Genomic DNA, 23,798 nt, shown 5'->3' on the forward strand with positions numbered 1-23,798 from the left:
CGGCGTCAGTGCGCCTGCTGCCAGTTGGCGGCAATGCCCGTCTCGGCGATCAGGGCAACATCCAGTTGGGCGATATTTGCCATCAGACTGGTGATCCGCCGCGCACAATCATCGGCCTCGTCGGCAGGCACTTCGAAGACCAGCTCGTCATGGACTTGCATGACCATACGCGCAGCTAGTTCGGTATCGGCGTGGACCGCGAGCATAGCCTTCTTGATGAGGTCAGCCGCGGTGCCCTGAAGGGGCGCGTTGATCGCGGCGCGTTCAGCAGCCTGCCGACGCGTGGCCTGGCGCGCGCTGATCTCGGGTAGATACAGCCGGCGGCCGAACAAGGTCTCGACATAACCCTGGGCTTTGGCCTGGGTGCGCGTGTTTTCCATGTAACGAGAAACACCGGCGAAACGCTCGAAGAAGCGTTCGATATAGGCGCTGGCCTCTGCGCGGCTCACGTCGAGCTGGCGCGACAGACCGTGCGCGGACATGCCGTACATTAGACCGAAGTTGATGGCCTTGGCCGCGCGCCGTTGGTCGGCGGACACCGCGACCAGCTCAACGCCGAAGACTTCCGATGCGGTCGCGGCGTGGATATCGCGCTCGTCATTGAACGCCGCCAGCAACCCCGGGTCGCCGGATAAATGCGCCATGATCCGCAGTTCAATCTGCGAATAATCAGCCGCCAAGATCTGCCAGCCGGGCGGCGCCACGAACGCCTCGCGGATACGCCGACCGGACTCGGTTCGGATCGGGATGTTTTGTAGATTGGGATCGGACGACGACAATCGGCCAGTCGCCGTAACCGCCTGGTGATAGGAGGTGTGAATCCGACCGGTCGCCGGATTGATCTGGCCCGGTAGCTTGTCGGCATAAGTCGAGCGCAATTTCGACAACTCTCGCCAATCGACGATTAGTCGCGGCAACTCATGCTGGTCGGCCAGCTCCTCCAGCACATCCTCAGCGGTCGACGGCGCGCCTTTCGGCGTCTTGCGGATGACAGGCAAGCCCAACCGATCGAACAGGATGGTCTTGATCTGATTCGGCGAGCCGAGATTGAACGCCTCGCCCGCGGCCGCATAAGCCGTGTCGGCCAACGTTTGCATGCGCTCGGCCAGTTCCCGACTGATTCGCACCAGCAGTTCTTCGTCGACGCAGACGCCGGTGGCTTCGACGTCGGCCAACGCCGACAATAGCGGAATCTCGGTCTGATCGTAGAGTTGTTTCTGGGTCGGCAGTTCGGCGAGCCGGCGCTGCAATTCGGCGTGGAGCCGAAGTGTGATCTCGGCGTCCTCGGCGGCGTAAGGGGCGGCGGTTTCCAGATCAATCTGATTGAAGGTTAGCTGCTTAACCCCTTTGCCGGCGACCGTCTCGAATTTCGTCGTTGCCCGGTTTAGATAGGTCCGAGCCAGTGAATCCATATCGTGGCGCGTGGCCGTGCTATTCAGCACATAAGACGCCAGCATGGTGTCGTGGGCGACGCCGGCCAGCGGCAGGCCGTGACGACGCAAGACATTGACGTCGTATTTGATGTGCTGACCGAGCTTGGCGATGGTGGCGTCGGCCAGAATCGGACCCAGCTCGGCCTGCACACGCTCGAGGGCGAGCTGATCCGGCGCGCCTGGATAATCGTGGGCAAGCGGTAAATACCAGGCCTCGTCGACCGTAACGGCGAACGACAGGCCGACCAGGTTGCTCGTCATCGCCGATAGGGCGTCGGTTTCGGTATCGACGCAGATTAGTTTGGCCGTGGCCAACGCATCGCGCAGCCGGCCAAGCGCGGCGGCGTCAAGCACCGTATGATAAATCGCGTTACTGGATGTTTCGGGCTCGGCGTTGTCTGGGCTCGCATCGTCGCGGGCGGCGCTGTTCGACTCGGTGCGCAGGAACCGGCGCATATCGTAGGTCTGGCACAGCGCTTCAAAGCGCTCACTGTCGATTTCGCGTCGTGTCAGATCCAGATTCTCCTCAGATAAATCCAGTTCGCAGCGAATCGTGGCCAGATCCTTATACAGTGGCAGGTCGTCGACAGCTGCGCGCAGGTTATCGGCGACTTTTCCTTTGATGTCGTCCGCGGCGGCTATTACCCCGTCCAGCGAGTCGTAGTGGGCCAACCACTTGGTCGCGGTTTTGGGCCCGACCTTGGCCACGCCCGGGATATTGTCCGACGTGTCGCCCACAAGGGCGAGATAATCGGCAATACGCTCGGGGCCGACACCGAATTTGTTGTGCACCTCGGCAACGTCGGTGGTGCGATCTTGCATGGTGTCCAGCAGTTTGACGCGATCGTCGACCAACTGGGCCATATCCTTGTCGCCGGTCACGATCAGCACTTCGGACTCGGCCTGTTTGGCGAGTGTGCCGATCACATCATCGGCTTCGACACCACCGACCTGAACCAACGGCAGGCCAAGCGATTGGATCACGGCCCACAAGCCATCGAACTGGGCGATGAGTTCCTCGGGCACCGGCGGCCGGTGGGCCTTGTAATCCGCGAACATGTCGCTGCGAAACGTCGGCCCCGGCGGGTCGAAGACCACGACGATCGACTCGTCGGGGTAGTCGCGCATGAACTTGTTCAGCATGTTGGTCATGCCGTAGATCGCGCCCGTGGGCTCACCCTGACTATTGGTGAGCGGCGGCAGCACGTGGTAAGCACGGAATAGCCACGACGAGCCATCAATCAGGATAAGCGGCTGTTTCGAATTCGTATCGGCCATGCTCAACGCTCGGGTAGAAGTCGTTTTTCACCGCGCATTAGGTCGGCAACCGACTCGCGCGCGCGGACTTCGATCATATCTCCATCAGCCAGCATGACTTCCGGTGCCCGCGGCCGTGTGTTGTAGTTCGAGGCCATGGCCGAACCGTAAGCGCCGGCCGAATACACGACCAGCAAATCACCCTCTGCCAGCGTGAGTTCGCGCTCGTTGGCCAGACAGTCGCCGGTCTCGCAGATGGGGCCGACCACGTCCCAAATGCGCGTTACGGCGCCATCGCCAGCCGCGCCGACACGCTCGACGGCATGCGCGGCATCGTAGAGTGCCGGGCGAATCAGGTCGTTGATGGCTGCATCGACCACTGCAAACGAGCGCGCGTCGGTAGCCACCGCCGGTTTGAGTGTGTCGACACGGGTCAGAAGCACACCCGCATCGGCCGCGATTACGCGTCCCGGCTCGAATATCAGCCGCAGATCGCGATCCCCCACGGCCTTGCATACCGCCGCCACATAGTCGGCGATCGACGGTGGGTTGTCGGCCTGATAGTCAACACCAAGCCCGCCGCCAATATCCAGATGGTCGATGTCGATACCCTCAGCCGCCAAGCGGTCGATCAATGCGACCACACGTTCTGCAGCATCGCTAAACGGCGCCAGATCGGTCAGTTGAGAGCCGATGTGGCAATCAACGCCGACGATTTCGATACCGTCCATGCCCGCAGCGCGCTGGTAGAGCGTGGCGGCGGACTCGACATCGACACCGAATTTGTTCTCGCTCAGTCCCGTCGCAATAAACGGGTGAGTGCGGGCGTCGACATCCGGGTTAACGCGTATCGAGATCGGAGCGCTTTGGCTGCGCCGGGTCGCCAGCGTATTCAGGCGCTCCAACTCCGATTCGGATTCGATGTTGAAACAGCCCACACCCACGTCCAGCGCGCGCTCGAGTTCGTCGCGTCGTTTGCCGACACCGGAGAAAACGATGTCTTCCGGCGCGCCACCCGCCGTGATAACGCGTTCCAGCTCACCGACCGAGACGATGTCGAAGCCACTGCCGAGATCAGCCAGTACGCCCAACACGCCGATGTTCGGATTGGCTTTGACTGCAAAACACACGCGCGCGTCGACACCTTCGAGCGCACGCTCGAAGGCTTGGTATCGCGCCCGCAAGGCCGTTTGGCTATAGACGTAGCACGGTGTATCGAACGCGTCGGCGACCGCCGCCAGGGCCACACCGTCCGCGCAGTGCTCGGGAAATGCGCCCACAGCCATCAACCGCCGGAACCGCCGGCCGTATCGCTTGTCGCCCCGGACTCGGATGAATCGGACGACTCCGGAACCGATTGTTTGTTACCGCTGGTTTGGCTCTGCTGATCTTGTTGACCACTAGAGCTGCGCGGTTGATACAACGGACCTTTCTGGCCGCAGCCGGCTAGCACCGATCCGGCCAGTAGTGCAGCAATCATGAGGAGGGCGCTTTGTCGCCAGCGTCGACACATGCCTTGATGGGGCGTCAAAAAACCGGACGCGAATATAACACCGCCGCGCGCCACACGCGCCTTGCATGCTACGCCACCGCTGTCCAGACTATACGTCGAAAGTCGCATAAACACAGGTATGTCGGACCCAATCGTTATTCAACCGCCCGCAGCCGCCAACGCTAGCGTTATCTGGCTGCATGGATTGGGCGCCAGCGCTGACGACTTCGTCGGCCTAGCCGATGAGCTCGCGCTCGGATCCGGGCACGGCGTCCGCTTCGTGCTACCGAATGCGCCGACCATGCCGGTGACAATCAACAGCGGCACCCCCATGCCAGCGTGGTACGACATCCGCGGCCTCGATATAGACGCGCCCGAGGACACCGACGGGCTGAGCGCCAGCTGTGAGCGCATCGACGCACTGATAGCCGCCGAGCGGGAGCGCGGCATTGCCGCCGACCACATTGTGCTCGGCGGCTTTTCCCAAGGCGGCGCGCTGGCGCTATATGCCGGGCTTTGCTATCCCGAGCAACTGTGCGGCGTGGTCGCACTATCAGCGTATCTGCCGCGACACGAGTGGCTACTAGACGCCGCACGAACCACGACGAATAACAACAAACCGCCGGTGTTCATGGCGCACGGCGACGCCGATCCTGTGCTGGCTCCAGAGCTCGGCGCACAAAGCCGCGATTTGCTGCTTGCAGGTGGCTATGATGTGGCATGGCATAGCTATCCAATGGGCCACGAGGTTTCGGCAAACGAGCTGGTGGCACTGCGCGACTGGCTCATCGCGACCGGCATCGTTTAATCGGGGCGGTCGCACGTCGTGTTATCTACCATCGCGCAATTCGTTATCCAGTACGGCTATATCGCGGTCGGCATCGGCTGTTTCTTCGAAGGCGAGATCGCGGTTTTTGCAGGCATGATCGCTGCCCGCGAAGGGGCACTGATGGTGCAGGGCGTATTTTGGGCCGCGCTGGTGGCCACATTCATCGGCGACAACGTCTGGTTCCAGGTCGGGCGGGTTTTCGGGCGCCCCGCACTGGTACGGCGGCCACGCTATCGGCGCAAGATCGCGCGCGTCGAGTATCTGGTCGACCGCTATGGGGCGCCGGTGATTATCGGTTTTCGATTTTTCTATGGCCTGCGCTACGTTACGCCGTTCGTTCTGGCCTCGCTCGGTATTCCGACCTGGCGCTTCGCGCTCTACGATGCCGCCGGTGTGCTGCTCTGGACGGCTGTGATCAGCGTAGCGGCCTATTATCTGGCGGGCGCAGCCGAACAAGCGCTGGGCTGGATACAACACGCCGAAATCGGATTATTGGCCACGCTCGCTGCCGGCGTGCTGATCGCTGCGATTGCCGTCTGGCTAATTCGGCGTCGACGCCGGCGCTAGTGGTCGATCGAAAAGATCACATCACCGCCAGTCGACTCGGAGCTGGACGAGGTTTTCAACTTCCAGTGCGACGACAATGTGTATCTTAGAGAAACCGTTGAAACCTGGTCGAACAAGCCCAGACCGTAGCTGAGATACAGCTTGGGTGTTAAATACTTGCCCACGGTGAACGCCGCGTTATCGCGGGATTTACCGGGCGAGCTGCCGACGCCGATTTGATCGACGCCAAGTTTATCGCCCAGTTTATTCAACACGCTGTTGGCACGTCCCGAACCAAGTGCCAGCGCCGCCTTGGCGATCAGATTGGATTGCCCGGCACTGTTGTCTTCCGGCGCCCGACCCAGCATCAACCAAGACAGTTGTTCCGACTGGGTCATCGACGGCTCCGAGAAAAGATTGACGTTCGGCTCCGCCAATGGGCCACGCACGTGCACCCCGACGGTGACATCCTCGGTCGGATAGCGCGCCGCTTTAACATCCATCGCCGGCGCGCTTAGCGGGCCGCCACCGAACAAGATCTGCCCGTTGGTGATATCCAGATTCTGGCCATACGCACGATAAGACCCATCGACCAGATTAATCTGGCCGGACCCAGTCGCGGGCTGACCGGGTTGCTGCACGATGGATAATTTTCCGTTGACATCGGTCTTGAGGCCAAAGCCTTCGATATGGATGTCCTTGCCCAGAATTAAATCGATGTTCGCGTGCACCTTGCGTGCGACGCGCTTGGCCGCCGATTCTTTCTTGCCCACGATGACCTGATCGCCAGACACGGTCGTCGCACCCGCAGCGGGCAGATCCCGGGGCGTGATACTGGCTTTCGGCACTTTGACCGTGCCGTTAGCCTCGATACGCTTGGGGGTGATTGCTAACTGCAGATCAGGACTTATAAACGCCTGCACCATCGGTATGTTGACGGCTTCGAAATCTTGCCCTTGGATATTTAATTGGACCGACTGACCGGCATCGCCAAGCCCGACCTGTCCGTTCAGTTTCAAGGTGCCACCCCCCGAGTCGACCTGACCATCGAGGTTGATGCGATCGCCTTGACCAACGGCGGTCAACTGCAGGTCTTTCAGCGTTAACCCTGGTTGGATCAGCGTTAATTTAGGCGCATCCAGTTTTAGCTGGCCCTGTATTGACGGCTCGGCGAGCTTGCCGTCCAGCTTCAAATCCCCCTGCATATGGCCTTGTGTCTGGCCGATCTGTGGTGAGAATTGATTGATGAAACCGAAGTCGGCGATATTGACTTGCAGGCGGCCACTCAGCGGACGCTGGCTCAAGCCAGCCTTACCAGCGGCGACATCGACGTTGGCCTGCACACCGCCTTGATCAAACGGCAAATCGATAGCCGCCGACAACTTCCGATCGCGCAAACGTGCATCGATCTGGCCGGGCTGAAGGGATAGCACATTGACGGTCTTGCCATCGGCGTTGTCGACCTGCACTTGCCCCTCGGTCGTCGTCAGCCGGGTGACCAAATCGGGCGATCCACGCGCGGGCTGCTTCGCCGAAACCTCGCCCGACAGGGTGCCGCTAACCGAAATGTTTTTCGGTAAAACAGGCTTTAGGTAGGCAAATGCCAAGTCGTTAATCTTGATATGCGCCTTGCTACCACTACTCGCCGTATGGCTTCCCTGTAAACAAACCCTGGCCTCACCCGATTCAAGACAGGCGTTTTCCAGGCCTTGTCCATCGGCAGCCACATGCCCCTCGGCCGATCCGGCCAGATGCCAAGGCTCGAACTGCCCGTAGCCGGCATCAAGTTTAGACAAACGGAATTGCCATGTCTTATCTGCACGCTGGTAACGGCCGGTCAACGTGCTCTTAAGCTTGGCGCCAGCGCCGTCGAACGCTATCTCGACTTGATGTTTGGCGGGCCTGCCGTCGGCGTCGAGCGTTAATTTATCGACATGCTGGCCGGCCGCGTCGACATTCCGGATATCAGCCGCGATAGAAGACGCCTTCTGGCCCGACCAGTCAACGTCTGCATCTAACTTGGCACTGCCAACTGTGTAATCACCGTATGCCAAATCATTCGCTTGCAACTTGGCATCGGCCATGGGCTTGGCGACCGTGCCGCCTAGCTGGCCTTTGGCGCTCAGTGCACCGGCCAGAGTCGGCCACAGCTCGGCCATTTGGGGCGCTTGGATGTTGAATCGGGCATCCAGTGGCGTGTCGGGCGCCCAACCGAGGTGTCCGCTCAGCCGCGCCTGGGCCGACCCCGAGTCCAGCCGGAAATGGTCCACATCGATGGTTTGGGTTTGACCGACGTATTGGACACGGGTACCCAGCTGAATCGGGCGACCATGCAACGTGCCGTCGGCGGTCAAGCGCTTAACCGTGGCGGTCAGTCCCGTTTTATCCTGATGAGCGGTGGCATCGAGATTAAAATCGAGGTTACCGGATACACCAGCGACCACGGCATCCGGCTTGATGGCGTGGCCTGTAAGCTCGGCGCTAGCCTGCAGCGACGGCGCCCAGCGCGCCTTGGCGTGACCCTCGATGCGCCCAGCCCCGCCGGTAACGCGCAGCTTCGAGAGCTTGAATTTGGACGTGCTACCACTACCAGCCAGTTGTAACTGGCCTTGAGTACGGCCGACGACCTGCCAATTCAAATCGCCAGTGAGCTCATAATCATCCATCGTGCCAGTCAACTGAACCTGACCTTTCGGCGTACGATAGGCCGGCTTGTCTTTAAGCGGCCACTGCAGGTCCGACCAAGCCAACTTGAGGTCCATCGTGCGTGTTTTGCCTAGCGCTAATTGGCCGTTCGCTTTTAATTGGCCATCGGTTTGCGGACTGGTAACGCGCAGATTGTCGATCGTGACCGCGCTCGGCGCGTAGTGGATCCCCCCTTGTACCTTCGCCTTGCCATAGACCGGACTGTCGGCGCTGGCGTCAACATCAATGGTCAGATCATCGATGCTTCCCCGCAAGCCGACATCGGCTGTCGCGCTTAGCTTAGGCAGGCTCGGCTTTATCGCGTGCGCTTTGAGTTCGTTCAGCGCGACGTCCAACGTCAGTTCGGGCTTGTTCAGCGCGTTTTGCACCCGGCCACTGAGTTGGATGTTGTAAGGCTCGGTAACGCCGGCGTCGATTGCCAGGTCGTCGAGCTTACCCTGCACGCTGGCATTGGCTTTTATAGGCGCCAACGTGCCGGTATCCAGACTGGCCTGGGCGCTCAGCTTTGTCGGATAGCCGTTTTTCGGCGTCACGCCGGCACTGGCCTTGAGATCAAAGCGCGGCCCATGGCCCGTGATCTGGCCGATTTGCCATTGATCGCTGCGCAGCGCTATGTCCTTGACCCGTGCCTTGGCGACTCGGAAAGGTTTGTCGCTGGACTGGCTGTTCAGAGTGACATGGTCGACAGCGATGGTATCGATCTGGACACTAAGCGGTAACTTGACCGACTGCGGCACTTCAAATGAGCCGCTCTTTTTCTGTGGCTTGGTAGATTTGGCCGACTTGGCAGCATAATCGACGCCGGCTATCCCCAGACGCCGAATATGTAACCTGGCGTGTAGCAGGGCTTTCGGATCCCAACGCAGCTCAAGCTTTTTGACGCTCAAATCGGTCGATTGGTTATTCACACGCACGCCGGTCAGCGTCAACGGTCCAAACAGTCGGCCTTCGACATTCGCCACCTGAATCGACGCCGGCATATAGCCTTGTATCCGATGCCAGGCAAACGCGGTGCCGCTGGGCGTGGCTAGCACCCATGCCAGCAATCCGATCACCACGACCAACAACACAGCTAGCGTACCGCCGGTCCATTTCAAGATACGCCATACGCGTCCGGGCCAGCGCTTTCGGCGTGGCTGCGCCGACTGGTTGTCTTGATCGCGACTCAAAGCCGAGGCCCGATGCTGATCCCGAGGCTGACCGGCGACCCCTGGTCATCCAGTGGATGGGTGACGTCGATAGCCACCATGCCGACGGGCGATGCCCAGCGAAAGCCAATACCCACGCCGCGCTTGAAATCGAAATTCAAATTATTGGCAGCATCCCCCATGTCGAAGAAGGCTGCAGCACCAAAATTGCCATAGACCCAGTAGTCAGCCTCGACTGATGCCGTCGCCACAAACTTGCCACCGACGTCGACACGGTCGCCGTTGGTCGGGCTGATCGACTGATAACCATAGCCGCGCACGCTGTGCTGTCCACCAGCAAAAAACCGCTGTGATGGCGGAAGCGCAGCGAAATCGCTCGCACCAAGCGCCCCGAAATGACCGCGCACCAGGCCATCGAGCTTGGAAGCCAGTGGATAAATAGCCTTGGCCTCGACATCGCCGCGCATAAAATTGGTGGCAGACAACACGGCGGACGAGCCGCCGCGTACATCCACCGACGCACTCACGCCGCGCGTCGGGTTGAGCGATTTATTGGCGCGTTTAAAGCTGATGTTGTATTCCGGGTAGAGCAGATTCTCGGTGCGGTCGCCAGCGCCATCGTGGAGATCGTAGGTCGAGCGCAAAAAATGCAGCGACACACGGCGTCGGCCGAAGCGCCAACCTATATCGCGGACAGCGCCAACGCCATACCGAAACGAAGTGATATCACCAAAATCCTCGTTGGCGATATCGCCGGTGAAACTGAGCTTGTCGCTATTGACGTTACGGATCGGGATATCGTAGCTCGCGTGCAGTCGTTGTTTGACCTGCGACACCTGAAGATCAGCGTGGAACTGGTGGCCATATCTGTTGATATGCCGCAAATCCAACCCCAAACCCACGCGTGGGCCAGTATTGGTGCCATAGCCGCCCGACATCCGGTAATGGATCGGTGGGCTCGCTTTAGCCCGCACGTTCACCGGCACCCGCAGCTGATTAGTGGCGGACCAGATCGGATCGTCGCCGAAAATCATATTTTCCAACCACGGCGAGCCGACATGCCTCAACGTCGGTTGGTCTCGCTTAGCACTTACGTCTATCGCCTTGTAATAGTCGGTTTTTGCCAGTTTTAACTGCAGCTGCAAGAGCTTATCGTCGGAAAACGGCTCGCCGGCGGCAAACGGCACGAAGCGCTGGGCGAATTGGTCGGCCAATACCGACTGGTGAAATGCGACGTCACCAAAGTAATAACGCGTCCCCGTATTGAGAACCAGGTCGATCGCCGCCGTGTTTTGTTTCGGATCAACCCGGATCGCCGATTGACTAAACTGGGCATTCAGATAGCCCGATTGGCGCGCGGCTGAGGCCAGCGAATTTTTGGTGTTTTTATATCGTGACTGGATCAGTCGATCCCCCGCTTCCAGATCGGTGTCGTGCAATGCGTGGACGATTGCTGACTGCTCCTTCCCCGGGCCTTCGACGGCTAGATTGAGTTTGCTGATCTTGGTTGCCGGGCCATGCTTGACGCGAAACGTGGCCTGCCACTGATCATCGTCTTCGGCCGGCTGTTTCAGATTCCCATCAATCGACGGATTGAAATAACCGTATGGCTGTAATGCCTTGCGGATTTCTTCGGGGGCCAACCGATACAACCGGCGTATCTTTGCTGCTGGCCAACCCTTGTCGTGATCGGCCGTCAGTGACATGACTTTGCGGGCATTGGCCGTCAACGTGTCATTTATGCCTTTGACCTTGACCGCCACTGTATCCGACGACGCCGAGACTGCGACCGCTAGAAGCGCCAGCAGACATGCAAGCCGAAGCACGCGAGCGGATAGTACCGGGCGTCCGGCCCGACGTCGTGGGCGCAAGTGTTTCATCAAGCAGTTTTCTACACCGAGTCGATATAAACGAATGGCATTGACAAGGCCATGCACTGGCCGACCTGCGCCCAAACTGAGGTTACCGTGGCGTAGCGCCGCGGTATCGCGTCGTAGCCGTCAGCGATGGTGACAGCCAGTCTAGCGTATGCGGCCGCAGCCGATAAATTGTGCGGTTTTGAGGCAGTAACCGCCGGCACGAACCAGCGTCGCGTGATGCGTCCGCACTTGCCCCGGGCCAGCGCATCGACTATCAACGGTGCGTAGCTAACGGCGAGTCGTTGCTCGGCCCAGTCACGCCAGCGATCCAGCCCAGGACGAGTCCATTTTAACGCCCAGGTGATCGCCCAGGCACCATGACATGGTGGCCGAGATGTGTCCGTTAGGGCGTCGAAGGCTCCGCGTTTTCTCGGCCTTTTTTATTCTCATGGCCTGGGGATTTTATTGTACTTTTTTGCGGCGTAGCGGCGTGGCTGCGCACAAATTCGAGCGCGTTACCGTTGCTTTGAACGGCCTGCAATCTGGACAGATCGACTTTTTCCGCTTTTTTATTCTGCGCGATGTCACTGTAGTGGCGCACACCACTACTGTCCACCCAAGTATAAATCGTGGCATTGGCCGCGCCACACACCAACAAGCCGCTCAATACCATGATTGTGCGCGTATTCATGGCCCAGCTCGCGAACAGCTGCAAGCTAAAAAGAGCGCCCGAAGGCGCCCTTTTCAAGCGATGCGACTGCGTGTTTTAACAGGAGTAGTACAGATCGAATTCGGCCGGGTGTGTACTCATCTTAAGGGTGAGCACCTCTTCCGATTTCAGTTCGATATAACCGTCGATGACATCGTCGGTAAAGACGTCTCCTTTTTTCAAAAACTCGCGGTCGTTATTGAGTGCGTCGAGTGCTTCTTCGAGCGACTGCGCCACCATCGGGATCGCTTGTTCTTCCTCGGGCGGCAGATCGTAGAGATCCTTGTCCATGGCCTCGCCTGGATGGATTTTATTCTCGATCCCGTCGAGGCCAGCCATTAACATCGCCGAAAAGGCGAGATACGGATTGGCTGTCGGGTCGGGGAAGCGTATCTCGATACGTCGTGCCTTGGGACTCGCCACCCACGGAATGCGAACTGATGCCGAGCGATTACGGGCCGAGTAGGCCAATAGCACGGGTGCTTCGAAGTGCTTGACCAGCCGCTTGTAGCTGTTGGTCGAGGCGTTGGCGAAGGCGTTGATGGCCTTAGCGTGCTTGATGATACCGCCAATATAGTACAGCGCCTCTTGCGACAAACCACCGTATTCCTCTCCGGAAAAGATGTTTTTGCCGTCTTTCACCAATGACTGGTGCACATGCATGCCCGTACCGTTGTCACCCACCAACGGCTTGGGCATAAAGGTCGCGGTCTTGCCGAAGCTCTCGGCGACTTGGGCGACACAGTACTTGTAGACCAGCGTTTCGTCTGACTTGCTAACAAGCGTATTAAACTTGACGCCAATCTCCCCCTGACCGGCCGTGCCGACTTCATGGTGATGGACCTCGGTGGTCAACCCCATTTCTTCCATGGCGATACACATGGCCGAACGGACGTCCTGGAGAGAATCAACCGGCGGGACCGGAAAATAGCCTCCCTTAATCCCCGGCCGGTGGCCATGGTTGCCTTCGGGATAGTTGCGGTTCGAATTCCACCACGCTTCTTGCGAGTCAATCTGATACCCGACACGCCCCATTTCGTTTTGCCAGGTGACAGAGTCGAAGACGAAGAACTCCGGCTCCGGCCCGAACAGCGCGGTATCCGCAACGCCAGTGGATTGTAAATAGGATTCGGCGCGTTCGGCGATGGTCCGCGGGTCGCGCTCGTAGCCCATCATGGTGTTCGGCTCAAGCACATTGCAGCGGATAACGACGGTGGGTTCCTCGAAAAACGGATCGAGAACGGCCGACTCATCCTGCGGCATCATGACCATATCCGACTCATTGATGCCTTTCCAGCCGTCGATCGACGAGCCGTCGAACATCTTGCCTTCCTCGATGAATTCTTCATCGACAGCATGCGCCGGCATGGTGATGTTTTGCTCTTTGCCGCGCGTGTCGCAGAACCGGAAATCCACAAACCGGGCTTTCGTTTCCTCGATGAGGTTAAGGGCTTGGCTGTTCGACATGGCCGCTCCTGGGAGGTTGTTGTCTAGTGACTGATAAGTTATTAACGACAGCTCTATTTATTAAGCATGTTTCGTGCCAATTCTCGATCGCGTGTTAAAGCACGCTAACGGTCATGACGCCCTGAAAGGGTGCACTTGTTTGCACTAACATTGTTCAATTGTGGCAACGCACTGCTGTAGTGCAACCCAACGCCGACCCGTCGACGCGGCTGATTCGATACAATCGTGCCTCAAAGCGCGAGAACGGGTTCATGGATTTTCAACAGCTTATTGCTGAACTACAAGCCTATTGGTCCAAACATGGTTGTGTCGTTGTACAACCATTGGATATGCCGGTCGGCGCCGGGACATTTCATCCGGCGACATTTTTGCGATCTATCGGCCCTGAGCCGTGGCGAGCGGCTTACGTACAACCATCCCGGCGGCCAACCGACGGACGCTATGGGCACAACCCGAACCGTTTGCAGCATTATTATCAGTTCCAGGTGCTGTTGAAGCCGTCACCGCTGGAGATCCAGGACATGTATCTGGATTCACTCCGAGCGCTGGGGCTGGATCTATCGATCCACGACACCCGTTTTGTCGAGGATAACTGGGAATCGCCCACACTCGGTGCCTGGGGGCTAGGCTGGGAAGTTTGGCTCAACGGCATGGAAATAACCCAGTTCACCTATTTTCAACAGGTTGGCGGTCTCGATTGCCGCCCCGTATCCGGGGAGATTACCTACGGCCTTGAGCGCATCGCCATGTATCTACAAGGCGTAGATAGCGTCTACGACCTGGTCTGGGCGAGCGGACCGCAAGGCACGGTGCGCTACGGCGACATTTTCCACCAAAACGAAGTCGAACAGTCGCACTATAATTTCGAGCACGCCAACGTTGATGACTTGTTCGCGCGATTCGACACGATCGAAGCCGAAAGTCGCGAATTGAACCAGGCCGAACTCCCCGGGCCCGCTTACGAGCGCCTGCTGGAATGTTCCCACCTGTTCAATCTACTCGACGCGCGCCGCGCTATTTCAGTCACCGAGCGTCAGCAGTACATCCTGCGTATCCGTGCGCTGTCGCGGCAGACGGCGCAAGCTTATTATCAGTCACGCGAAGCGCGCGGTTTTCCGCTCGGCAACGCAGTCGAAGGTGAAACTGCATGACAGCACCACTTCTTATCGAAATCGGCGTCGAGGAATTGCCCCCCACGGCCATGCTCGACCTCGCAGATCAATTCGCGAGCGGTATTGTCGCCGAGCTCGAAAAAAACGGGTTCCAACAGGCTAATTACCAGCGTTTTGCCACACCGCGTCGCTTGGCGGTCCTCATTGACGATGTTGCCGATGCGGCGCCGGGCTACACGGAGACGGTGCAAGGACCCGGCGTTGACGTCGCGTTCGACGCCAATGATCAACCGACGGGGGCGGCCAATGGGTTCGCACGGTCGCTTGGCGTGACACTCGACAAACTGGTGATCGAGGAGACCAGCCGGGGGAGACGTCTGACAGGTCAACGCGAAATACCTGGCCGTTCGCTTAACGAACACATCGGCGAAGTGCTCACTCAAACCATCACGGCACTCAACATTCCCAAGCGCATGCGCTGGGGCATGAACACCGATTCATTCGTGCGACCCGTCCATTGGTTGACAGTCATCCACGGCAGCACATGCATGCCGGCCTCGTTGTTCGGTATCGCCAGCGATCACCAGACCCGGGGGCATCGTTTTCATCACCCCGGCCCGATTCCCTTGGATGATGCAACCCACTATGAATCATCACTTCGACACACCGGGTACGTATTAGCCGATCCTGAAAAGCGCGCTGCGATTATCAACGAACAAGTTGCGCACACAGCAGCCGAATGCGATGCCCGCAGCATCTCTGACGATACGCTGCTGGCCGAGATCAACGCGCTTGTTGAGTATCCCACCGCGCTTACAGGGCGCTTCGATACGCAGTTCCTCGAGCTGCCGCGTGAAGTATTGATCGCCACAATGGAACATCACCAACGCTATCTCCCCCTCGAAGATAGTGCTGGCTCGTTAACCAATTCTTTTATCACCATCGCCAATGTCGATAGCGCTCAGCCTGAGCTGGTGGCCTCCGGTAATGAGCGGGTTATACGCCCGCGGCTGGACGACGCTTTGTTCTTCTGGAACCAGGATCGCACGCGTGGATTGGCGTCGCTTGTACCCAAGCTTGCTGGTGTGCAATTCGAGACCAAACTCGGCAATCTCGCGGATAAACAACAACGTGTTGCCCGCATCGCGGCTTATCTAGCACCGCTTTTCGAGCTCTCGACCGGCGACACTGAACGCGCCGCAGAACTCGCCAAAGCAGATCTGCTCACCGAGATGGTCGACGAATTTCCCGACCTTCAAGGCGTCATGGGCGAGTATTACGCGCTCAATGACGGTGAAACGGCGGACATCGCCCGCGCGATTCGAACCCAGTATGCGCCAGTTGGTGGCACTGGAGCCATTCCTGACACCGCGCTCGGGCGCAATTTGGCGTTGGCCGACCGCCTCGACACACTGGCGGGTATATTCGCGGTCGATAAACGACCGAGCGGTGACAAGGACCCATATGCGCTTCGTCGCGCCGCACTCAGCGTTGTTCGTATTCTGATCGAGTCGGGTAGCCAGCTTGATTTAAATGCGGCTCTCGACTATGCAGTGTCGATTCAACCCGTGGAGGCACCCTCGGGCACGGTCGATGCACTACGAATGTTCCACGTGGAACGTCTGCGCTCTTATTTCCTTGAACAAGGCACAGCGCCCCAGGACATCGACGCTATATTAGCCGTCAGCTCGCATGACCCCATGGACATCTCGAATCGTCTGCAAGCCGTTTCGCATTTTCGAACGTTACCGGACGCAGCTAGAGTCTATGAGGCCCACAAGCGTATTCGCAACATCCTCAAGAAACAGGGGGATACCGACAATGCGCCGACGAGGAGCCATTATCAGCAAGCGGCCGAAAAACAGCTCGGTGAAATGCTTGATCATCGTGCTCTCAATAAGGATGCGCTCATTGATTACAGCGACTCCCTCCAGAGCTTGACGCATTTCGCCGCGCCTTTGGCTGCCTTTTTCGACGAGGTTCGCGTCATAGTCGACGATGCGAACCTGCGCAACAATCGTCTTGCCCTGCTCGGCGCACTTGACCGTGAATTCTGTCGAGTTGCCGATATTTCGCGGCTGGCTAGTTAACACACCCGCCGTTGTAGCAACCTCGGCTGTTAGCGGGTGGGCTGCATTATTTCGCGCGACGTCAATGCAGCCATATCGTGTTTTTATGTTCGCCCTTGGGCTAGTACAAAAAGCGAACCGTCGCGTCGGGCACCCTTTACCCGAGTCTAATCCAAGTGCGCAGAAACTGCTGAGCCGGCGATGCCGGCTCAGCAGCGAGTATCAACCTTAAACGTCGAGGTTGGCGACTTGTAGGGCATTATCCTCAATGAATTCGCGACGCGGCTCGACCTGATCCCCCATTAATGTGGAAAACATTTGGTCGGCGCCGATAACGTCGTCGATCCTAACTTGGACCAAGCGCCGATTGACGGGATCCATCGTGGTTTCCCATAGCTGCTCCGGATTCATTTCACCAAGCCCTTTGTAGCGCTGGATACTCAGCCCCCGTTTCGCCTCAGCCATGAGCCAACGATACGCGGCTTCAACAGTTTCCACACGGGTCTCGCTCTGCCCCCGCATGACATCGAATGGCGCACTGCCCAACACGGCGATCATGCGGCTCACATCAACAAGGGCGCCGTATTCCGGACTATTGAAAAATCCTTGTCCGAATGTCGACGTATGGGGGACACCGTGGCTGGTCCGCGTTACCCGCAAACCCAATTCTTGACCGGTTTCTGCCGCAGAAATGGTCACACTGTAGCGATGGTTAGAGTCGGATACCGCGTCGAGTCGCTGTTGCAGCTGCGCTCCCCAGTCCGCTACAAACGATTGATCGTAGAAATAATCAGCCGAAAGCGCAGGTAAACCAAGCATCTCAGTGACCACTGTCGGATCGTAACGGCGCGCTAACCGCGCTATATCGTTTTGAACCCGGTTATAGCGACCCAGCAAATCGTGCAACGCGTCGCTGTCATACCGATTGCTTTGGCCCACGATCGTGGCATTCTTACTTGCCAAATCGAGTAAATGAGAGGCCAGCTCCGGATCGTCTTTGACGTAATACTCTCGTTTTCCGGAGCGGACCTTGTAGAGCGGCGGCTGTGCGATATACACGTAGCCAGCCTCAACCAGTGCCGCCATTTGCCGATAGAAGAACGTGAGTAACAGAGTTCGGATATGCGAGCCATCGACGTCCGCATCGGTCATGATGATGATGCGGTGATAACGCGTCTTATCTGGATCGAACTCGTCACGGCCGATCCCGCAGCCAAGCGCTGTGATCAATGCGCCCACTTCCACCGATGACAACATTTTGTCGAAACGGGATTTCTCGACATTCAAGATCTTGCCCTTCAACGGCAGAATCGCTTGATAATGCCGGTCTCGGCCCTGCTTGGCGGACCCGCCAGCCGAATCCCCCTCAACCAGAAACAGTTCCGATTTCGACGCTTCCTTTTCCTGGCAGTCAGCCAATTTACCCGGAAGGCCGGCAACGTCCAATGCGCCTTTGCGGCGCGTAATGTCGCGTGCCTTGCGTGCGGCGTCGCGTGCTCGCGCCGACTGCACCACCTTAGCCGCAATCTGCTTCGCCTCAGCAGGATTTTCCAACAGAAAACTGGACAGATACTCGCTAACCGCTGATTCGACCGCCGACCGAGCCTCGGACGAGACCAACTTATCCTTGGTCTGCGAGGAAAATTTCGGATCAGGCAGCTTAACCGATAGGACAGCGGTCAATCCTTCGCGCGCATCCTCACCACTCGGCGTAACCTTTTCTTTTTTCGCGACGCCATTACGCTCTATATAGCCATTAATGGAGCGGGTCAGGGCGCTACGGAAGCCCGCCATATGCGTGCCGCCGTCACGCTGTGGAATATTGTTGGTATAACACAGCACCTGATCTTGGTAGGAGTCGTTCCATTGCATCGCCGTTTCAACCGTGATGCCTTCGTTGACGCTCGACAGATAAATAACCGAATCGTGCAGCTTCGTCTTGTTCTCATTAAGCGACGCCACAAAAGCCCGGATCCCACCTGCGTATTCGAAACATTCCGAACGATCGGTTGATTCATCGTTTAGCCGAATCCGGACCCCCGAATTCAGAAAAGACAACTCGCGAAGACGCCGCGCTAAAATTTCGTAGCTAAACGTGATATTGGTAAAGACTTCCGGCGACGGATGGAAATGCATCACCGTTCCGGTTTCCGTCGTTGGGCCAAGTGAGTGCAGCTCCTCGCTTGGCTCGCCCATGGCGTAGCACTGACGATAATACTGGCCATCACGATAAATACTTAAGGTCAGCGCATCCGATAACGCATTGACCACCGACACACCGACACCGTGAAGCCCGCCTGAAACCTTGTACGAATTATCGTCAAACTTACCGCCGGCATGAAGCATCGTCATGACCACCTCGGCCGCAGGACGCTCTTCGTCGGTATGCCAGTCGACGGGAATTCCCCGCCCATCGTCGGCGACAGTTATGCTTTGATCTGGATGGATCGTCACCGCAATTTCGTGACAATAACCAGCGAGTGCTTCGTCGATCGCATTATCGACGACCTCGAAGACCATATGGTGAAGCCCAGTCCCATCATCGGTATCACCGATGTACATACCAGGCCGCTTACGGACAGCTTCCAGCCCTTTAAGCACTTTAATATCGCTGGAGTCGTAGGCCGGTGCGGGTTCCGCCATAGCAGTCTTATAACGTTATAAATGTTTGATTTTAGCACCTTTTGCTAAATAACGGTTGCTCCATTATCCGAAGTCGCCAAAGTAATGCGCCTGCCACTAGCTAATGGTTCGGGAACCGAAGCTGCATCGAGGAACGTGATAAAAACCTGACTTCCCAGAGCTGCAAGCTCCTTGCCGAGGAGGTCGCGGTATTCTTGGCCCAGCTCCGCTGCAATATCGTCTACCAACAAGACCGGTGATAATCCACGGCGCCCATACATGACACGGGCTTGGGCCAGAAGTAACGCCGTAGTCAGAAGCTTTTGCTGCCCGCGCGAGACCTGGTTTCGCGCTTGCACTTGATCAAGCTTAATGCGCAAATCCGCCCGGTGCGGCCCAACCTGGGTGAACCCTGCTTTCTGATCGCGATCCAGGGTGCGTGCGAGTGCCCGATCGAAGTTTTCATCAACCGGCCAACCGGGACGATAATGAAAACGAATCCTGGCATGGCCGAATTGGTCGCGAATCGACTGCGGTAAAGCATCTGCGATGGCGTCGACATGAGCGCGACGGCACGCATCGAGATGTTCAGCCTCACGGATTAATATCGCATCCCAGGCGACAACATCTTTCTTGGGCCAGGCATGACGCAACGCCCGATTTCGCTGTTTGAGCGCACGCCGAAACCGCTGCCAAGACCCGAAAAAAGAATGTTCCACGTGAAACACCCCCCAATCGAGAAAACGCCGGCGAAAACGAGGGCCCTCGGTCATCAACCGATGAACGTTGGGGTCAATAAGTTGTAACGGTATCGCTTGAACTAGATCGAGTCGCGTTGTATTAGATTCTGCATCGAGGTGTAACTGCGTCCGGTTACCAGCACCCTCGACGCTCACGCTACGACCTAGATTACGTTCATCGCGTATGCCTGCCTGAACTCGAAAGCGCGATTGACCATCCCGTATGCGATCCGAAAATCCAGTCTGTCGAAATGACTCGCCACGCGCTAAAAGAAATAGTGCTTCGAGCACACTGCTCTTGCCAACCGCATTGTCGCCGAGCAGGACATTGACTCCGGGGGTGGCCTCCACATTCAGGCTTTCGAAACAGCGGAATGCACGCAGAGCCAGGGTTTCGAAATACAAAGCTGGTCCTGACGTCGTTCCGCCCAGCGCTAAGCCGAGACGCTACAACCGCATCGGCATAACCACATAGCGCGTAGATGTGTCCCCTTGGGCTTGAATAAGGGCTGAACTATCCGATCCAGCCAAATCAACCGTGACTTCATCGGCTGACATCGCCCCGAGGGCATCCAGTAGATACGTGATATTGAAACCGATTTCAAACGATTCGCCGCTGTATTCGACTGCGATTTCGTCCTGAGCTTCCTCACGATCAACGTTTTGCGCTTGGAATTGCAGATTATTGGCCGAGAGGATCAGGCGAACGCCCCGATAGTTCTCATTCGATAGAATCGCTGTACGCGATAACGCTTGTCGGAGCGACTGCCGATCAGCGCGTAGCTGATTCGGGGCCGAATCCGGAATGACACGCTCATAATCCGGAAACCGACCATCGATAAGCTTGGTCGTTAATGTGATTTCCGGCAACTCGATACGTAGGTGTCGATCAGATATCCGTATCGACAGTGTTTCATCTTCGGTGCCAAGAAGACGCACCATTTCATTGACAGCTTTACGTGGTGCAATCGCTTGCAGTGGCTGTTCAACGCCGGTTGTCGACTCAATTTCTGAGAGCGCCAAGCGATGACCGTCGGTTGCCACACACCGAATGCCTTGCCCATTTACAACAAATAATAAGCCATTCAAGTAATAGCGGACATCCTGATTGGCCATAGCGAAATAAGTGCGCTCTAAAAGGCCTCGCAACGACCCTTGGTCGACCTGTATCTCCTGCTCGGTTTTCACATCATCCAATCGAGGCCAGTCAGCAGCCGTAATCGTCGCCAGTGAAAAGCGTGACTTGCCTGATTCCACACGCACGACATTTTGGTTCTCGGTCAACGACAGTGTGCTATTTCGATCCAGCCCCCGGCAGATATCCAAAAGCTTTCGGGCGGGCACGGTCACACTCCCCGATTGGCCAATCGACGCTGGACAACGAGCGATTAACTCAAGCTCGAGGTCAGTCGCTGTAATGATGACGGAGTCATTCTCTGCCTCGAGCAGGATATTCGACAGGATGGGCATGGTCTGGCGTTTTTCGACCACGCCTATAACCGACTGCAGAACAGGTAACAGATCGCTGCGTTGAATAGTTACTTGCAATTTGGACCATCCATCTAGTGCGTTTGTATTTGTAAAGTAGTAGTAGTAATAGATGTGAGTTTAACGGTGGACCGTTTCGTTAAATTAAAAATAAATCAAATACTTATAGTTCACATCAGCTCGTATAACAACGTTGTTTGCCTGGGTGCGGCCTGTGGATTACTTGTGTGGACCCAAACCCGTGTGGCGCAACGTTCCGTTTATACAGTTATTTATCCACAGGTTATCCGGGGACTGTACATAAGACAATGTTGGTTTAGCTGGTCAGCGTACGTACGAGGTTGTCGTAATCTTCCCGCAGTCGATGATCGGCTTCGCAAAGCTCGGTCACTTTGCGTTGCGCATGGAGAACTGTGGTGTGATCGCGGCCACCGAAACCACGGCCGATTTCGGGCAGGCTGTAGTTGGTGAGTTCCTTGGCCAGCGTCATGGCGAGTTGGCGCGGTCGTGCGATAGAGCGGCTGCGTTTCTTGCCAACCAGATCGGCGAGGCGGATCTTGTAATATTCGGCGACCGTCTTCTGGATGTTGTCGATAGTTACAAGCCGGTCATAAACCGCGAGCATATCGTTGAGTGCGCGTTTGGCGAATTCCAGATTGATTGGTTCGCCGGTAATTTGAGCAGATGCTTTCAGGCGATGGAGCGCACCTTCGAGGTCACGTACGTTGGAGCGGACGCGCTTAGCCACGAAAAAAGCGACCTCTTGCGGTAGCTGGATTTCATGCAGCGCGGCCTTGGATAACAGTATCGCGACCCGGGTTTCGAGCTCGGGGGGCTCGATCGCCACCGAGAGCCCCCAAGAGAATCGTGACTTCAGGCGATGCTCGAGACCTTCAACGTCCTTGGGGAAGCGATCGCAGGTCAAGATAATGCGCTGGTTCGATTCCAGGAGCGAGTTGAATGTATGAAAAAACTCTTCCTGTGAGCGATCCTTATGGGCAAAGAATTGAATATCGTCGATGAGCAGAGCGTCGAGTGAACGATAGTAGTTCTTGAACTGGTCCATCCGGTTATGCCGGATCGCAGTGATCATTTCGTTGACGAAATGCTCGGAGCGCACGTATTCCAAACGAGTGCTCGCATCGGCCTGCACCAGCCGGTGCCCGACGCCCTGCATCAGGTGTGTCTTGCCGAGTCCGACGCCGCCGTAGATCAGCAGTGGGTTATAGGCCAGGTTATCGGGGGTGGCGGCTTGCTCTGCGGCCGCCCGTGCAATCTGGTTCGATTTGCCTTGTACGAACGATTCGAACGTATAACGATGGTCGAGGTTGTGCGAGATCTCTTGGGCAGCAGGCGCTGCCTCGTTTTCTGATGTGTCCGCGCGGCCATCGGCCACATATACACGGATACGCTCCGGTGTAATGCCGATGTTTTGCAGCGATCGCCCGATCGCCTGTCGATATTCTCGATCCACCTGTTCACAAACGACATCGTTCGGGGCGATCAGGTCGACACCGTCAGCATCGATATGGACATCGAGTGGCCTGAGCCACAGGTTGATATCGCGTGCCGGGAGGTGGGATTCAAGCTGCGCCAGACAGCGCTGCCAGGTACTGTTGGCCAAGCTTAGACGTTCCGCTGTTTATGTGGGCCATAAGGTATAGGCCGGATCATAACGTATCCGGACAGCAGAACTGACCACTTGCGTGCGCATGCCCTGAAGTGTTTTACTTTGGCGGCTAAATGATTTCCACAACAATAGCTCGTTTCTATGAAGCGGACATATCAGCCCAGTAACGTTCGGCGTAAGCGTAAGCATGGCTTCCGAGCGCGGATGTCAAGCCGCGGTGGCCGTCGAGTGCTTGCTGCACGACGTGCCAAGGGCCGTCACCAACTAACACCGTAGCGACGCCGTCCGTGAAAGCCGCGGCGTTTCCTAGACGCCGGCGTTTGACGACCGGGCGAGACTATCGCCGTGTCTTTGCCGAGCGCGATCGAATACCGGGGCGATTTTTCGTTCTGGCGCTCGCACCAGGTACAGATGCGCGCCTTGGGCTCGCCGTCGGCAAGCGTTATTGTCGCCGAGCCGTCGATCGCAACAGGGTCAAACGCGTGGCGCGGGAGTGGTTCCGCCGGCGGCTCGTGTATTTGGATGGCCTTGAAATAGTTTGTAGTGTACGCCGAGGCGTGACGACTGCCAGTAATGATGCGCTTTACGCTGACCTTGAGCGGCTGGGTCGGCGGGCAGTACAGCGCGCCGGGGCTGGCTCGGCCGCTCGCCAGGACGCTTAAAGCCGCCCACCAACCTAACGCTGTACGCG

General features: G+C 57.5%; 17 protein-coding genes. 6 read left to right on the top strand and 11 right to left on the bottom strand.

The annotated features are described in order from the left end of the window. Positions 1 to 5: 5 nt before the first annotated feature. The 3 genes from polA to HKX41_07620 are packed head-to-tail and all read right to left on the bottom strand — an operon-like array spanning position 6 to position 4,311. Entirely contained in the window at positions 6 to 2,711 is a 2,706-nt protein-coding gene (polA, locus tag HKX41_07610; protein NNC24022.1) for a DNA polymerase I, read from the bottom strand. Positions 2,712 to 2,713: 2 nt separating this feature from the next. Then, complete coding sequence (gene lysA, locus HKX41_07615; protein NNC24023.1) at positions 2,714 to 3,976, bottom strand: diaminopimelate decarboxylase; 1,263 nt, start codon at positions 3,974 to 3,976, stop codon at positions 2,714 to 2,716. Further along, positions 3,976 to 4,311: a lipoprotein gene (locus tag HKX41_07620; protein ID NNC24024.1), complete on the bottom strand. Its 336-nt coding sequence runs from the start codon at positions 4,309 to 4,311 to the stop codon at positions 3,976 to 3,978. The genes lysA and HKX41_07620 overlap by 1 nt, the downstream gene beginning before the upstream one ends. Before the next feature lie 10 nt (positions 4,312 to 4,321). Here HKX41_07620 and HKX41_07625 point away from each other — a divergent pair, with 10 nt between their 5' ends. Together HKX41_07625 and HKX41_07630 are read left to right on the top strand one after the other, a co-directional pair. After that, positions 4,322 to 4,990 carry an alpha/beta fold hydrolase gene (locus tag HKX41_07625; GenBank protein NNC24025.1) on the top strand — a complete coding sequence of 223 codons (669 nt, stop codon included), beginning with the start codon at positions 4,322 to 4,324 and terminating at the stop codon, positions 4,988 to 4,990. An 18-nt stretch (positions 4,991 to 5,008) separates the two neighbouring features. Then, entirely contained in the window at positions 5,009 to 5,578 is a 570-nt protein-coding gene (locus HKX41_07630) for a DedA family protein (protein ID NNC24026.1), read from the top strand. On the opposite strand, the gene HKX41_07635 is transcribed toward HKX41_07630, so the two are convergent. From HKX41_07635 to glnA, 4 genes are all read right to left on the bottom strand, one after another. Continuing rightward, complete coding sequence (locus HKX41_07635) at positions 5,575 to 9,432, bottom strand: hypothetical protein (GenBank protein NNC24027.1); 3,858 nt, start codon at positions 9,430 to 9,432, stop codon at positions 5,575 to 5,577. The two genes, HKX41_07630 and HKX41_07635, sit on opposite strands and share 4 nt — an antisense overlap. Further along, positions 9,429 to 11,237 (bottom strand): BamA/TamA family outer membrane protein, encoded by a 1,809-nt coding sequence (locus HKX41_07640; protein NNC24028.1) that lies wholly within the window; start codon positions 11,235 to 11,237, stop codon positions 9,429 to 9,431. Before HKX41_07640 ends, HKX41_07635 begins: the two co-directional genes overlap by 4 nt. A 436-nt stretch (positions 11,238 to 11,673) precedes the next feature. Further along, positions 11,674 to 11,961: a DUF4124 domain-containing protein gene (locus HKX41_07645; protein ID NNC24029.1), complete on the bottom strand. Its 288-nt coding sequence runs from the start codon at positions 11,959 to 11,961 to the stop codon at positions 11,674 to 11,676. Between the two features lie 75 nt (positions 11,962 to 12,036). Next, positions 12,037 to 13,446 (bottom strand): type I glutamate--ammonia ligase, encoded by a 1,410-nt coding sequence (gene glnA / locus HKX41_07650; protein ID NNC24030.1) that lies wholly within the window; start codon positions 13,444 to 13,446, stop codon positions 12,037 to 12,039. 251 nt (positions 13,447 to 13,697) lie between these two features. Here glnA and glyQ point away from each other — a divergent pair, with 251 nt between their 5' ends. Beyond that, positions 13,698 to 14,597 (top strand): glycine--tRNA ligase subunit alpha, encoded by a 900-nt coding sequence (glyQ, locus tag HKX41_07655; GenBank protein NNC24031.1) that lies wholly within the window; start codon positions 13,698 to 13,700, stop codon positions 14,595 to 14,597. After that, positions 14,594 to 16,648, top strand: a complete 2,055-nt coding sequence (locus HKX41_07660; GenBank protein NNC24032.1) for a glycine--tRNA ligase subunit beta — start codon at positions 14,594 to 14,596, stop codon at positions 16,646 to 16,648. Before glyQ ends, HKX41_07660 begins: the two co-directional genes overlap by 4 nt. A gap of 207 nt (positions 16,649 to 16,855) precedes the next feature. Here the strand turns inward: HKX41_07660 and gyrB are convergent, their stop codons facing one another. The 4 genes from gyrB to dnaA form a co-directional block, all read right to left on the bottom strand. Next, on the bottom strand, positions 16,856 to 19,270 hold the full coding sequence (gene gyrB / locus HKX41_07665; protein NNC24033.1) for a DNA topoisomerase (ATP-hydrolyzing) subunit B: 2,415 nt from the start codon (positions 19,268 to 19,270) through the stop codon (positions 16,856 to 16,858). Positions 19,271 to 19,314: 44 nt separating this feature from the next. Continuing rightward, positions 19,315 to 20,394 (bottom strand): DNA replication/repair protein RecF, encoded by a 1,080-nt coding sequence (gene recF / locus HKX41_07670; protein NNC24034.1) that lies wholly within the window; start codon positions 20,392 to 20,394, stop codon positions 19,315 to 19,317. Between the two features lie 42 nt (positions 20,395 to 20,436). Beyond that, positions 20,437 to 21,537: a DNA polymerase III subunit beta gene (dnaN, locus tag HKX41_07675; GenBank protein NNC24035.1), complete on the bottom strand. Its 1,101-nt coding sequence runs from the start codon at positions 21,535 to 21,537 to the stop codon at positions 20,437 to 20,439. Positions 21,538 to 21,793: 256 nt separating this feature from the next. Further along, on the bottom strand, positions 21,794 to 23,101 hold the full coding sequence (gene dnaA, locus HKX41_07680) for a chromosomal replication initiator protein DnaA (GenBank protein NNC24036.1): 1,308 nt from the start codon (positions 23,099 to 23,101) through the stop codon (positions 21,794 to 21,796). A gap of 147 nt (positions 23,102 to 23,248) precedes the next feature. Here dnaA and rpmH point away from each other — a divergent pair, with 147 nt between their 5' ends. Next, on the top strand, positions 23,249 to 23,383 hold the full coding sequence (gene rpmH / locus HKX41_07685) for a 50S ribosomal protein L34 (protein ID NNC24037.1): 135 nt from the start codon (positions 23,249 to 23,251) through the stop codon (positions 23,381 to 23,383). Positions 23,384 to 23,394: 11 nt separating this feature from the next. Next, the gene (rnpA, locus tag HKX41_07690) at positions 23,395 to 23,769 is read left to right on the top strand and encodes a ribonuclease P protein component (protein ID NNC24038.1); all 375 of its coding nucleotides are present in this window, start codon (positions 23,395 to 23,397) and stop codon (positions 23,767 to 23,769) included. Positions 23,770 to 23,798: the final 29 nt, after the last annotated feature.

It is taken from the genome of Salifodinibacter halophilus (genome assembly GCA_012999515.1).
GTDB classification, from domain to species: Bacteria; Pseudomonadota; Gammaproteobacteria; order Nevskiales; family Salinisphaeraceae; genus Salifodinibacter; species Salifodinibacter halophilus.